This window comes from Butyrivibrio sp. FCS014 (assembly GCF_000526935.1).
Lineage (GTDB): Bacteria > Bacillota > Clostridia > Lachnospirales > Lachnospiraceae > Butyrivibrio.
On the sequence record NZ_JAHA01000003.1, the window covers coordinates 433,993 to 447,728 of the forward strand.

General features: G+C 44.6%; 14 protein-coding genes. All 14 read left to right on the forward strand.

All coding sequences use genetic code 11. From position 1 onward, the window contains the following. Positions 1 to 56 precede the first annotated feature (56 nt). The 14 genes from topA to T456_RS0102200 all read left to right on the forward strand — a co-directional run bounded on the left by topA (position 57) and on the right by T456_RS0102200 (position 13,724). On the forward strand, positions 57 to 2,156 hold the full coding sequence (gene topA, locus T456_RS18960) for a type I DNA topoisomerase (RefSeq protein ID WP_051464946.1): 2,100 nt from the start codon (positions 57 to 59) through the stop codon (positions 2,154 to 2,156). 165 nt (positions 2,157 to 2,321) lie between these two features. Continuing rightward, a complete protein-coding gene (gene codY, locus T456_RS0102140) occupies positions 2,322 to 3,101 on the forward strand; it encodes a GTP-sensing pleiotropic transcriptional regulator CodY (RefSeq protein WP_024864708.1) in 780 nt (259 codons plus the stop codon). A 230-nt stretch (positions 3,102 to 3,331) separates the two neighbouring features. Beyond that, positions 3,332 to 3,724: a flagellar basal body rod protein FlgB gene (flgB, locus tag T456_RS0102145; protein WP_024864709.1), complete on the forward strand. Its 393-nt coding sequence runs from the start codon at positions 3,332 to 3,334 to the stop codon at positions 3,722 to 3,724. Positions 3,725 to 3,739: 15 nt separating this feature from the next. Continuing rightward, complete coding sequence (gene flgC / locus T456_RS0102150) at positions 3,740 to 4,192, forward strand: flagellar basal body rod protein FlgC (protein ID WP_024864710.1); 453 nt, start codon at positions 3,740 to 3,742, stop codon at positions 4,190 to 4,192. Positions 4,193 to 4,241: 49 nt separating this feature from the next. Next, complete coding sequence (locus T456_RS0102155; protein ID WP_024864711.1) at positions 4,242 to 4,586, forward strand: flagellar hook-basal body complex protein FliE; 345 nt, start codon at positions 4,242 to 4,244, stop codon at positions 4,584 to 4,586. A 191-nt stretch (positions 4,587 to 4,777) separates the two neighbouring features. Further along, positions 4,778 to 6,394, forward strand: coding sequence for a flagellar basal-body MS-ring/collar protein FliF (fliF, locus tag T456_RS0102160; RefSeq protein ID WP_024864712.1), 1,617 nt, complete (start codon positions 4,778 to 4,780; stop codon positions 6,392 to 6,394). Positions 6,395 to 6,427: 33 nt separating this feature from the next. Further along, positions 6,428 to 7,462 (forward strand): flagellar motor switch protein FliG, encoded by a 1,035-nt coding sequence (gene fliG, locus T456_RS0102165; RefSeq protein WP_024864713.1) that lies wholly within the window; start codon positions 6,428 to 6,430, stop codon positions 7,460 to 7,462. After that, positions 7,455 to 8,330 (forward strand): FliH/SctL family protein, encoded by an 876-nt coding sequence (locus T456_RS0102170; RefSeq protein WP_024864714.1) that lies wholly within the window; start codon positions 7,455 to 7,457, stop codon positions 8,328 to 8,330. The genes fliG and T456_RS0102170 overlap by 8 nt, the downstream gene beginning before the upstream one ends. 51 nt (positions 8,331 to 8,381) lie before the next feature. Next, positions 8,382 to 9,701: a flagellar protein export ATPase FliI gene (fliI, locus tag T456_RS0102175; protein ID WP_442855971.1), complete on the forward strand. Its 1,320-nt coding sequence runs from the start codon at positions 8,382 to 8,384 to the stop codon at positions 9,699 to 9,701. An 11-nt stretch (positions 9,702 to 9,712) separates the two neighbouring features. Next, positions 9,713 to 10,171, forward strand: a complete 459-nt coding sequence (locus T456_RS0102180) for a flagellar export protein FliJ (protein WP_024864716.1) — start codon at positions 9,713 to 9,715, stop codon at positions 10,169 to 10,171. Then, positions 10,172 to 11,125 carry a hypothetical protein gene (locus T456_RS0102185; protein ID WP_024864717.1) on the forward strand — a complete coding sequence of 318 codons (954 nt, stop codon included), beginning with the start codon at positions 10,172 to 10,174 and terminating at the stop codon, positions 11,123 to 11,125. Positions 11,126 to 11,295: 170 nt separating this feature from the next. Further along, positions 11,296 to 11,583: an ArsR/SmtB family transcription factor gene (locus tag T456_RS0102190; protein WP_024864718.1), complete on the forward strand. Its 288-nt coding sequence runs from the start codon at positions 11,296 to 11,298 to the stop codon at positions 11,581 to 11,583. Positions 11,584 to 11,596: 13 nt separating this feature from the next. Beyond that, entirely contained in the window at positions 11,597 to 11,815 is a 219-nt protein-coding gene (locus tag T456_RS0102195; protein ID WP_024864719.1) for a cation transporter, read from the forward strand. A 13-nt stretch (positions 11,816 to 11,828) separates the two neighbouring features. Beyond that, positions 11,829 to 13,724: a heavy metal translocating P-type ATPase gene (locus T456_RS0102200; protein WP_024864720.1), complete on the forward strand. Its 1,896-nt coding sequence runs from the start codon at positions 11,829 to 11,831 to the stop codon at positions 13,722 to 13,724. The last annotated feature ends 12 nt before the right edge of the window (positions 13,725 to 13,736 follow it).

A 13,736-nucleotide genomic window follows, 5' to 3' on the forward strand; every position in this document is an offset into this window, starting at 1 on the left:
TTATTAATATGAAAGTAACTCATTAAGATTACTTCGAAGGGAATTACTAGAGAATAATGGCAACAAAGAAAGATACTAAGGCAAAAAAGAATGCACTGCTCATAGTTGAGTCACCGACAAAGGTGAAGGCTATCAAGAAGTTTCTGGGATCAGGATATGAAGTTGCTGCCAGCAACGGACATGTAAGAGATCTTCCCAGGAGCACAATGGGTATTGATATCGAGCACGACTATGAACCTAAGTATATAACTATAAGGGGAAAGGGAGACGTACTTGCCGAGCTTAGAAGGCAGGTCAAGAAAGCTGATAAAGTCTACCTCGCAACCGACCCGGACCGCGAAGGAGAAGCTATAAGCTGGCATCTTTGTTCTGCACTTAAGCTGGATGAAGCTGATGGCAAGGTTCAAAGAGTTACCTTTAACGAGATCACAAAGAATGCTGTTAAAGAGGCTATGAAGCATCCCAGGGATATTGATATGAACCTGGTTGACGCCCAGCAGGCAAGACGTGTTCTTGACAGAATGGTGGGATATGAGATTTCCCCTATTCTCTGGTCTAAGGTTAAGCGCGGACTTTCCGCCGGAAGAGTACAGTCTGTGGCTCTGAGGATCATAGCTGACAGAGAAGAAGAGATTGATTCATTTATCCCTACAGAATACTGGACTCTTGATGTTAATCTTGGAGTGACAGGAGAGAAGAAACCTCTTGTTGCCCACTATTACGGAGAGGGCAATGACAAGAAGGATATCAGTTCCAAAGAGGAACTTGATGCTATATGCAAGGATCTTAAGGGAGCCAAGTACACTGTAAGTGATGTAAAGAAGGGCGAGAGAACCAAGAAGGCACCTCTTCCTTTTACCACATCAACACTTCAGCAGGAAGCTTCCAAGTCCCTTAATTTTGCGACTCAGAAGACCATGAGAATTGCTCAGCAGCTCTATGAAGGAATTGAGCTTGGCAAAGAGGGAACAGTCGGTCTTATTACATATCTTCGTACCGATTCCACCAGAGTTTCGGATGAAGCTGTTGCAGCTGCCAATGATTACATCACCTCCAACTTCGGAGAGAAGTATCTTGCAGAAGGTGCTACAGCCAAGAAGAGCGAGACCAAGATTCAGGATGCCCATGAGGCAATAAGACCCACCTATGTGGATCATACTCCCGTTAAGGTCAAGGATTACCTTACAAGAGATCAGTTCAGACTCTACCAGCTGATCTGGAGAAGATTTATGGCAAGCCGTATGGCTGCAGCAAAATATGAGACAACAGCCGTTAAGATCGATGCAGGTAAGCACAGATTCACTGTGTCTGCTTCAAAGACTGTATTTGACGGATTCCTTAATGTCTATACCGACGACGAGGATCAGATTGAGAAGAATGTACTTGCCAAGAGCATAGAGACAGGTACAACCCTTAAGTTTGAGTCCTTCGATTCCGCGCAGCATTTCACACAGCCTGCACCTCATTATACAGAGGCATCTCTGGTTCATGACCTTGAGGCTCTCGGAATCGGAAGACCCAGTACCTATGCTCCTACAATCTCCATAATCATGGCAAGACACTATATTACCAAGGAGAACAAGAGCCTTTATATCACAGAGCTTGGCCAGGCTGTTAACAAGATGATGGTTGAGGCATTCCCTCAGATTGTTGATGTTAACTTTACTTCCAACATGGAAGCTCTTCTGGATGGAATAGCAGAGGGCGATGTAAAGTGGAAGACCGTAATTGAGAATTTCTATCCGGATCTGGATAAGGCAGTTAAAGCTGCGGAAGAGCAGCTCGAGGCTGTACAGTTTGAGGACGAGGTCACTGATGAGATCTGTGACAACTGCGGAAGAAATATGGTGATCAAGTATGGTCCCTTCGGTAAGTTCCTTGCTTGTCCCGGATTCCCTGAGTGCAAGAACACCAAGCCTTATTTCCAGAAGATAGGTGTTGAGTGTCCTAAGTGCGGCAAGGATATTGTCCTTAAGAGAACCAAGAAAGGACGTATATTCTACGGATGTATTGATAATCCCAACTGTGACTTTATGTCCTGGCAGAAACCGGCCAAGGAGAAATGTCCCAAGTGCGGCGGCGTAATGTATGCAAAGAGCAACAAACTTGTATGCGGCAACTCGGAATGCGGATATATCAAGGAAAACAATAAATAAAAGATTTCTGAAAACTTAACCTTTTTTTCATAATTGTAGGCGCTTTACGGTTTGAAGCGCCTATTTTTTTATGTTATGATACAAATAGCGTAGTAATAATATATACGCTTTATCGTATATCATTACTATGCAATTTGGGGAAATACCATACAAAGGAGAAATCTGATGAGTAGTGTACAGCTACTGGATAAGACTCGAAAGATCGGCAAGCTATTACACAACAGCAACTCGGGAAAGGTGGTTTTTAACGACATATGCCGTGTCCTGTGTGATATTCTATCCTCAAATATGTTTGTCATAAGCAAAAAAGGTAAGGTTCTCGGTATCGGAGAGAGCGCTAATGTGGAATCCTTAAGTGATCTTCTGGTGGATAACGTAGGTTCTTTTATCGACCCTATGCTTAATGAGAGACTTCTGACAATCCTGTCAACCAAAGAGAACGTTAATCTTGAGACCCTTGGTTTTGAAGGAATAGACAGCTCGAAGTTTCAGGCGATCATAACTCCCATCGAGATAGCCGGGGAGAGGCTGGGAACTCTTTTCATCTACAAGACAGATAAGCCTTACGATATTGATGACATTATTCTTTGCGAGTACGGAACCACTGTTGTGGGACTGGAAATGCTAAGAGCAGTTAACGAAGAGAATGCCGAAGAGAACAGAAAGCTGGCGGTTGTAAGATCAGCCATCGGTACACTTTCATTTTCCGAGATGCAGGCTATCATTCACATTTTTGATGAGCTTGACGGAATGGAGGGTGTACTTGTAGCCAGCAAGATTGCGGACAGGGTTGGCATTACACGAAGCGTAATCGTAAATGCATTAAGAAAATTTGAAAGTGCAGGTGTTATAGAATCAAGATCCTCAGGAATGAAGGGAACTTATATCAAGGTCACCAACGACGTGGTCTTTGACGAGATCAAAAAACTAAAGCAGGAAATGTAAACTGCCGATAAATACCATGTAGAATATCACATGGCATGGATGGATATAACGATGAAGGGATTTATCAGAGGATAAGTCCCTTTCTTTGTTTTTATCATAGATTTTGTGTTTTATTATTTCAAAGGGTACAACATAAAGTATATTTTGCTTGTATTTTCGGTAAAATAATCATATTATTAATATGATGCAAGGATTATATCCTGCATTAGGTAGGAAAGGAGGAACCGGCAATGATAAACAGCAACGTCTTTGATTACATCAACGTTCTGGACAAGGCTGCTGATGCATCCTGGACCAGGAATGAGATACTTGCCAATAATATTGCCAACGTTGATACCCCCGGCTACAAGAGAGAAGATCTGAACTTTGAGGATGAACTGGAGAGAGCTCTTGGACACTCCAGGTATAAGACCATGGACAAAAAAGTTGCAGATCTTAAGACCAAGCATTTAGAAGCCCGTGTTGTCAATGATTATCCCGGCTTTTCCTACAGAAGCGACAAGAATAATGTGGATATTGAGACCGAAAATGTTATGTTGGCAGCCAATCAGCTCAAGTATCAGGGACTTATGAACGGATTGAAGAGTGAATTTTCAAATCTGTCCATGGTTATGAAGTCCTGATAAAGGAGGTGCGTCATGAGCATATTTGATTCCTTTAATATCAATTCATCCGGTATGACCGCTCAGAGATTCAGAATGGATATAATCTCCGAGAATATTGCCAATGCCAATACAACAAGGACCGGAGACGGTAAGCCGTATGTCCGCAAGGTTGTAACCTTTACTGAGAAGGGTTCGCAGACACCTTTCTCAAGGATACTTAACGAGAGGCTTGATCATTATTCAGGCCGAGGCGTTAAGGTATCCAGCGTTCAGGATGACACCTGGACTCAGATGAATATTGTATATGATCCGTCACATCCCGATGCGGATGCTAACGGCTATGTAACATATCCCAATGTTAATACGGTCACTGAGATGACCAACCTCATAGATGCCAGCAGGTCCTATGAGGCTAATGCTACCGCCTTTAATGCAAGCAAGAATTTAGCTTCACGGGGACTTGAACTTGGACAGGGCGGAACATAACGGGGTTTTAGCAATATCTTTTTCACAGGGACTTTTTGGAGGGACTTAAATGGCATCAGTTGATATTTCTCAGCTCAGAAATGTAACTTCAGATGTGATAAGGAATGCGGAGAAGACTAACAGCCGCGTTTACAATGTTCTTAAGGATAATCAGGAGGGAAATGATGAGTCCTTTAAGAGCATATTTCAGTCAGTGGTGGACAATATCAATACCACCAATGCTTATCTTTCTGATGCAGAGAATGAAGAGATCAAGTGGGCGCTTGGACAGACAGATAACACCCACGATCTTTCGATCGCGCTTCAGAAGGCGTCAACTACACTGCAGTACACAGTGGCCATCAGAGATCGTGCGATGGCAGCCTACAGAGAGCTGACTCAGATGCAGATTTAAGCGATATAGGGATTCAAATACATATAACCATGTGCTTGCACATGTGGTTATATGTATTTGAAGACCGAACGGACATGAGAATGGAGCACGATAGTGCGGAATTCGAATGTCCGCAGCAAAACGACAGCGAAGCGGAGTTTTGCGAATATCGCTTATACAGTTCATTTTTATAAATTGGGGAGGGAGAATAAATGCCTGAGAGATTACAAGCAATTCGGCAGAGGATTCTCGATTGGTGGAATCAATTCACAGCAAGGCAGAAGACCTTGATCATCGGTGCCGCGACTGTTGTGGTTCTCACAATAGTTATTCTGGTATCCGTCTTAAATCAACCGCAGTATGTTTTATTGGCTACAGCCAACTCCACTAAGGAGGCCTCGGAAATAAGGGACCTTCTTGATGCCAATGCCGTCAAATACAAGATGTCGGATAACGGTCTTGAATTCAGGGTATTGAAGAAGGAGCAGGGCTCAGCCAGTCTTTTGCTGGGAGCAAATGACATTCAGTCCTACGCTTACAGCATCGATAACGTAACAGACGGAAGTTTTTCAACAACGGAATCTGACAAACAAAAGAAATACGTATTGTACCTGGAGAGCCGGCTGGAACAGGATTTCCTGGCCCGGTTTGATGCAATAGAAAGTGCCAATGTCCAGCTCCATATTCCCGATAATGACGGAACGCTTATCGGCAATCAGGAGCCTTCAAGCGCATGGATAGTTCTGACACTTAAGGAAGACAGCAAGTTTGATGAAGAAAATGCGGCATTTCTTGCAAGAGGCGTGGCTACAGCCATCGGCAATGACAATACCGATGATATTGTCATTCTCGACTCGGCAAGTAACATGCTCTTTTCCGGAGGAGAAGATTCAACAACTGCAGGTCTGGCGTCATCCCAGCTTTCAGCCAAAGCCAAGGCAGAGCAGCTTGTTAAGACTGAGGTTAAGAAAGTACTTCTTGGAACCAAGCTCTATGATGACATAGAGGTTGCCAGCAATCTGGTTCTGGATTTCTCCAACAAGGAAACCGTTGAACATCATTATACTCCTGCAGAAGATCAGACACAGGGCGTTTTGAGCCATGAAGACCTCTACAGTGCAGAGAACGTCAGCGGCGTAAGCGGAATTCCCGGTACGGATTCCAATGCTGATGATGAGACCAGTTATGTTACCATCGACAACAACAATTCGACATCAACTATAACCGAGGAATCAAGGGATTATCTTCCCAACGAGAAGATAGTTACAGAGACCAGTGTTCCCGGTGCGATAGTTTATAAGGATTCTTCCATTTCGGTTACAGCCATTAACTACGTGATCATGAAGGAAGAGGAATACAAGGCTGCGGACCATGACAATATGACATGGGACGATTACAAGCTTGCAAATAATCAGCCTGTTGCCATGGATGTTCCCGAGGATATGATCAATGTAGTTTCAAAGGCTACAGGTATTGATGCTGCAAATGTAGCTATGGCTGCATATACCGAGTATGTTTATTTCGACAGAAGCGGATCCAATATCACTGTTACGGATGTGCTTCAGATCCTTCTTATTCTGGTTATTCTCGGACTTCTTGCCTTTATCATTATCAGAAGCATGTGGACCAGCAAGAAGCAGGTGGAGGAGCCGGAACCGGAACCCTTATCCGTGGAGCAGCTTTTGGAATCACAGCCTGAGGAGACTCTTCAGGATATTGAGATGGATACGGGATCAGAGACCAAGAGGCTTATCGAGAAGTTTGTGGATGAGAATCCCGAAGCAGCCGCAACTCTGCTTCGTAACTGGCTGAATGAAGATTACATCTGATAGATACAAGATTTTTAATGGGGAGTAAAAGCCATGATGGATTATGAAGGAGGCGGCAACAGCCTTACCGCCGATTTTACGGGGACACAAAAAGCGGCGATTCTTTTGATCGCACTGGGACCTGAAAAGTCCTCCGCCATATTTAAACACCTCAAAGAGGAAGAGATTGAGGAACTAACCCTGGAGATAGCCAACACCAGAAGCGTCACCTCACAGATCAAAGAGGCAGTGCTTGAGGAGTTCTACGGAGTACTTCTTGCTCAGCAGTATATTGCAGAGGGTGGTATTTCCTATGCTAAGGAACTTCTTGAGAAAGCTCTCGGTGAAGATAAGGCTCTTGACGTTATCAGTAAGCTCACAGCTTCCCTGCAGGTTAAGCCTTTCGAATTCATCAGAAAGACAGAGCCTTCACAGCTGCTTACTTTCATCCAGGATGAGCATCCTCAGACAATTGCTCTTATTTTGTCATACATGTCACCGGCTCAGAGTGCCATGATCCTTTCCGCTCTGGCACCGGACAGACAGGCTGATGTAACAAAACGTATAGCTGCCATGGACAGAACAAGTCCGGATACGATCAAAGAGGTAGAGAAGGTTTTGGAATCAAAGTTGACATCTCTTGTAAATCAGGATTACACCATTGTCGGTGGTGTGGATGCGGTAGTAGAGATCCTCAATACCGTAGACCGTGCGACAGAGAAGCATATCATGGAAACTCTGGAAATCGAAGAGCCGGAGCTTGCAGACGAGATCAGAAAGAAGATGTTCGTATTCGAGGACGTTCTGCTTCTGGACGACAGATCAATTCAGAGAGTGCTGCGTGAGGTTGAGAACAGTGACCTTGCTCTTGCATGTAAGAGTGCTACAGAGCAGGTTCAGACCGCTATTTTCAACAACCTTTCAAAGCGTCTTGCAGCCATGATCAAGGAAGATATGGATTTCATGGGCCCTGTGCGTATGAAGGATGTTGAAGAGGCCCAGCAGAAGATCGTTAACGTCATCAGAAAGCTTGAGGACGCAGGTGAAATCGTAATCTCCAGAGGTGGAGGTGATGAGCTAGTTGTCTAATCTTTTCAAAGCAGGATTCGTAAGCTTTGACGCAACCGAACCCAAGATAATTGACAGTAATGAGCTGGCTAACAAAAAAATCGAAGCGTTCCAGGAACAGGAACTGAAAAGACAAAGGTCCATGATGGCCCAGGAAGATGGCTACATGGAAGGGGATGAAGAAGGTGATTTTGTTCCCGGAATAGATATGGAGCAGCTTACACAATTAACAGAGGATCAGAGCATGTTGGAATCAGTACCTGATCCTCAGTTTGATATGGAAGCAATGCAGGCTGAGATAGATTTTAAGCTTCAGCAGGCACAGGAGCAGGCCGACATGATAATTCAGGATGCCCAGGCCCAGGCTGAGAACATCAGGCAGAATGCCATAGAGCAGGGCAGACAGGAAGGTTATCAGGCCGGCTACCAGGAAGGAGCAGCTGCAGCGGCAGCCCTTCAGGAGGATGTGGATCTCAAGAAAGAGGAACTGGAGAAGCAGTATCAACAGATAGTTGATGAGCTCGAGCCCGAAATGGTGGATGTTCTTACCCAGATCTATGAACACGTTTTCAATATTGAGCTTCGTGAGGATAAAGGGATCATCCTTCATCTGTTAAAAACAACTCTTTCAAGGATCGAACCCGGCAAGGATCTTATCGTCCATGTTTCTTCCGATGATTACGACGATATCATGGACCAGAAGGAAGAACTGGATGCATGCATAACTTCTCCCAATACCAGCATGGAGATCATTGAAGATCCTCTGCTTAAGGAGAATGAGTGCATGATCGAATCAGACAGCGGAGTATTTGACTGCAGTCTGGGTGTGGAACTTTCAGAGATAACAAGGAAGCTTAAGCTTCTTTCTTTTGACCGTAATAGAAGATAACAGAGGTGTATTATGCTGGTTTCTTCAGTTGATCTGTCAAAATACAAAAAAATGCAAAATGCTCCCTACTACAGAACCAGGGGCAAGGTTGTTAATGTTATCGGCCTTACCATTGAGTCTGCGGGCCCTGACGCCAAGCTTGGTGATATATGTCTCATCTATCCCAAGAAGAAGGATGATGACTCCATCACAAATCGTAAGGTCAGGCCTTCCATGGCAGAGGTTGTAGGCTTTAAGGACAACCATGTTCAGCTTATGCCCTATGAGAATACCAGCGGCATAGGAAACGGAAGTATTGTAGAGAACACAGACTCTCCCCTCAGGGTTAATGTAGGTGAGGGTCTTCTTGGACAGACTCTTGACGGCCTTGGAAGGATCGATGGAACCAACTATGGCCAGGGCGTTGCCCTTGAAGGCGGTATAGCATATTCCGTAGAGAATCAACCCCCGGATCCCATGACAAGAGATCCTATTTCAGAGGTGCTTCCTCTTGGAGTTAAAGCGGTTGATGGACTTCTTACAGTTGGTAAGGGTCAGCGTATCGGTATTTTCGCGGGATCAGGTGTTGGTAAGTCAACGCTTCTTGGTATGTTTGCAAGAAACACACAGGCCGATATAAATGTCATAGCTCTTATCGGAGAGCGAGGCAGAGAGGTCCGTGAGTTCATAGAAAGGGATATGGGCGAAGAAGGTATGAAAAGATCCATCGTGGTCTGCGCAACCTCTGACAAGCCTGCCCTTGAGAGACTCAAAGCGGCCAAGACCGCAACATCAATAGCAGAGTATTTCAGGGACAAAGGCAAGGATGTCCTTCTTATGATGGATTCCCTTACACGTTTTTCCATGGCTCAGCGTGAAATAGGCCTTGCCAGCGGAGAACCCCCGGTTTCCAGAGGATATCCACCCAGTGTTTACGCGGAGATGCCCAAGCTCCTTGAAAGAGCCGGCCGTTCCCGCAAGGGTTCGATAACAGGCCTTTATACCGTTCTTGTAGATGGTGATGACATGAATGAGCCTATCACCGATACAGCCCGTGGTATTCTGGATGGCCATATCGTCCTGAATCGTAAGCTTGCGCAAAAGAATCATTACCCTGCAATAGACGTATTGGCAAGTATTTCCAGATGTATGTCTGCGATAGCAGATCCGGAGCACAAGAAAGCCGCAGGTAAGTTAAAGACAGTTCTTGCCACGTACAATGATGCGGAAGATCTTATAAACATCGGCGCCTACAGAAGCGGTGCCAACAAGAATATTGACTACGCAGTTTCCAAGATAGACAGGGTAAACGCTTTTCTTACTCAGGAGACGGATGAGAAATTCTCCTTTGAGGAGATAAGAGCTGAGCTTCTTGATATTTTTAACGATTAAGGAGTCTGCCCATGGCAAGATTTGTATACAGTATGCAAAGCATACTTAATATCAAGCAAAAGACAGAGAGCCAGACGAAGATGGAATTTGCAATGGCTCAGGCTGAGCTCAACAAGCAGCTTGATATTCTCGATGAATATGTAAGGCGCAAAGCACAGTATCTTCAGGAAGCTGAAGACTTAAGAAATGCAGAATCCCTTAAGCTTCAGGATATTCTGGATAATCAATATGCCACCGCCCAGATGGACGTAATGATCAAGGCCCAGTCCCAGGTGGTTCAGCAATATGAGGCGGCGGTTGAGAAGGTGAGGGTTAAACTCACAAGGAATATCCAGGAGAGAAAAATGCAGGAAGTTCTAAGAGACAGAGCTTTTGAGCAATTCATGGAAGAACAGAAACAGGAAGAATACAAGGAAAACGATCAGCGTACCAGCTTTACCTACGGACAAAGACAGAAGGAAGATAACTAAATGGCAGACAACACTTTGCTTAATTCGCCTGACGACCCAAAAGCGGCCAAGGCCAAGCTAAAAGCTGACAAAAAAGAATATAAGAAATCCCTTAAAGAGCAAAAGAAAGCACAGAAAGAAAAGGAAAAGGAATTTGCCGACAGAACGGCGGAGATCAACGGCGATGATGCCGGAGGTCTGGCAACTCTTGTTATTACTTTTCTTATTATCCTCATATGGCTTGCTATCATGGCTCTTTTGGTAAAACTTGATGTAGGAGGTTTTGGATCAGATATTCTGGCTCCGATAATCAAGGATGTACCGTATCTTAATCTGATACTTCCGGAAGGTTCGGTTGATAACAAGAAGGGAACTGCAACAACAGTTGAAGTTGTATCGGATGAAAGCGGCGAAGGCGCTTCAACAGGGGCAATAACCTCCCTTGAAGAAGCCATGGCTTATATAAGACGACTTGAGCAGGCACTGCAGTCGGAAATGGAGCTGAACAGCAGCTACGCCTCCACAATTGAGAAATTGCAGGCGGAAGTTGCAAGACTTGAGCCCTTTGAGAAGCAGCAGAAACAGTTCTATGAGGACAGGGCAAAGTTCTTTGAGGATATCGTATACGGAGAGAATGCACCGGATCCCGAGACCTATGTTACTTATTATGAGATGATAGATCCCGACACTGCTGCATCGATCTATGAGAAGCTTGTACAGAGCAAGTTCGACGATGCAGCCATTAAAGCTTTTGCTACTACCTATTCCGGTATGAAGGCCAAGAGAGCAGCTGCCATATTTGATGAAATGGTCAAGGAAAACCAGATAACCCTGGTTGCCAAGATACTGGCCCAGATGAGTGTTGAGAACCGCGGTGACATTCTTTCCGCAATGGAAGAAGCCAATGCAGCAAAGCTGACTCAGCTTCTTGAACCCACATCTCTTGAACAGAAGAGCACTAAAGTTACGGGATAACAAAACATATTTGATCTGGCATCAGCTTATAGGACCGGCTTTACAGCCGGTCTTGTTTTATTTAAAAAAGTTGTTGACAGAAGCAAAATACAGTATTATATTTAAATCAACATATGAGCACATGTTCATATGAAAGAATATTTATTTATGTTTGCCGGAAAGGAGAGGCCATGACAATTAATGATGATAAGCTATATGATCTGGCAGAGCTGTTCAAGGTCTTTGGTGATTCAACAAGGATAAGAATACTGTTCGTGTTGTTTGAGAAGGATCTTTGTGTTCAGGAGATATCAGATGAACTTGGCATGACTCAGTCAGCGATTTCCCATCAGCTTAAGATATTGAAACAGGGTAAGCTTGTGGGAAGCAGACGAGACGGCAAGCAAATGATATATTACCTGGCCGATGATCACGTAAGGACCATTATAGATCAGGGAATAAACCATATAGAGGAGTGAAAGGAGAATAGTAATGAAGAAAACATTTAAATGCGAGGTTGATTGTGCAAACTGTGCAGCAAAGATGGAGGAAGCTGTTAAGAAGATAGACGGTGTAGTAAGTGCAAGAGTTAACTTTATGACTCAGAAATTTACCCTTGAAGCAGCTGATGACATTTTTGACAAAGTATTTGACGATGCAGTAAAGGCCTGCAAGAAGGTAGAGCCTGACTGCGAGATAGAGAAAGCATAAGAAGGCGATCATTATGACCAAGAAACAGAAGAAAGTCAGAAACAGAATACTGGTTGTACTGGTTATTTTCATAGTACTTCTCGTTCTTGATAAGACAGGTCTTCTTGATCCGGTTCCCGAGATTGCAAAATTCATTATATATCTGATCCCTTATATCATCATCGGATATGACGTTATAAGAAAGGCTGCTATCAATATCAGCCACGGTCAGGTGTTTGATGAGAATTTCCTTATGATGATAGCAACCTTCGGAGCTTTCGGAATCAGGGAATACTCAGAGGCCCTTGCTGTAATGCTCTTTTACCAGGTGGGCGAGCTGTTCCAGAGCTACGCAGTAGGTAAGTCAAGACAGTCAATTTCAGACCTTATGAGCATCGCTCCCGAAACCGCCAATATCATCAGGGAAGACGGAAGCGTTGAAGAGACAGATCCCGAGAGCGTATCTGTAGGAGATACACTTCTTGTAAGAGCCGGTGAAAAGATTCCTGTAGACGGCGTTGTTGTTGAAGGAGAGTCCTTTATAGACACAGCTGCCCTTACCGGAGAATCCGTTCCAAGAAGAGCAACAGTCGGTGATCAGGTGATCAGCGGATGCATCAACGGTGAAGGAATCCTTAAGGTAAGAGTTGAGAAGGATTACGAGAATTCAACTGTTGCCAAGATACTCGAACTGGTTGAGAATGCCAGCAACAAGAAATCCAGGATGGAGAATTTCATCACAAGATTTGCCAGGTATTACACTCCCGTTGTAACTATCGGAGCCGTACTTCTGGCTGTGTTGCCGCCTCTTTTTACAGATATTGTATTTGCTGACAGCATAAGAAGAGCCTGCATTTTCCTTATTGTTTCCTGTCCATGCGCACTGGTGATTTCCGTTCCCCTGGGCTTCTTTGGAGGAATCGGAGCTTCATCCAGAAACGGTGTGCTTGTTAAGGGAAGTAACTTCCTTGAGGCAGCTGCCGGAATCGACACCGTAGTTTTTGATAAGACAGGAACCATCACAAAGGGTGAGTTCAAGGTGGGTGAGATCTATCCTTCATCCTCAGTTGATATTACCAAGGATCAGCTGCTTGAAATGGCAGCATACGGCGAGGCACTTTCGAATCACCCCATTGCCCGCTCGATTCTTCAGTGCTACAAGGAGAAGACCGGAAGCGAACCTGATCTTTCAGCCATTGATGAGGGCTCAAGCAAGGAGATTGCCGGAAACGGTGTATCTACAATCCTTCAGGGAAAAGAGCTGAAGGTTGGCAAGGAGAAGTTCGCCGGAGCCAAGTCAGGCATCGGACTTCTCGATGAGGCCGCAGGTACAGTGGTTCATGTATCCTATGACGGACAGTACCTTGGTGCCATTGTCATAGAGGATGCCATTAAAGAAGGCATAAGTGAGGGAATAGCTTCACTTTACGACCTTGGAGTAAAAAGAGCTGTCATGCTCACCGGGGACAACAAAGACATCGCACAGCACGTCGCGGATAAAGTCGGAATCAATGACGTAATGGCAGGCCTTTTGCCTGCTGACAAGGTGGCTGCTGTTGAAAAAATGCTTTCAAAAGAGGATAATGGGAATAGACTAGCGTTTGTCGGAGATGGTATCAATGATGCCCCTGTCCTTATGAGAGCAGATGTCGGATTTGCCATGGGGTCTCTTGGCTCGGATGCAGCCATTGAGGCAGCTGACATTGTCATAATGGATGATGATATCAGGAAGATCTCTTCAGTTATCAGAATAGCCAGAAAGACCGTAAGGATCGTAAGAGAGAATATTGTTTTTGCTCTTGCGGTAAAGTTTATCATTCTTGTCCTTGGAGCCCTTGGACTTACAACCATGTGGCTTGCGGTTTTTGGTGACGTAGGTGTTGCTGTTATCGCGATACTGAACTCCATGAGAACGCTTAAGACAAAATAAGCTTCTTTGGAG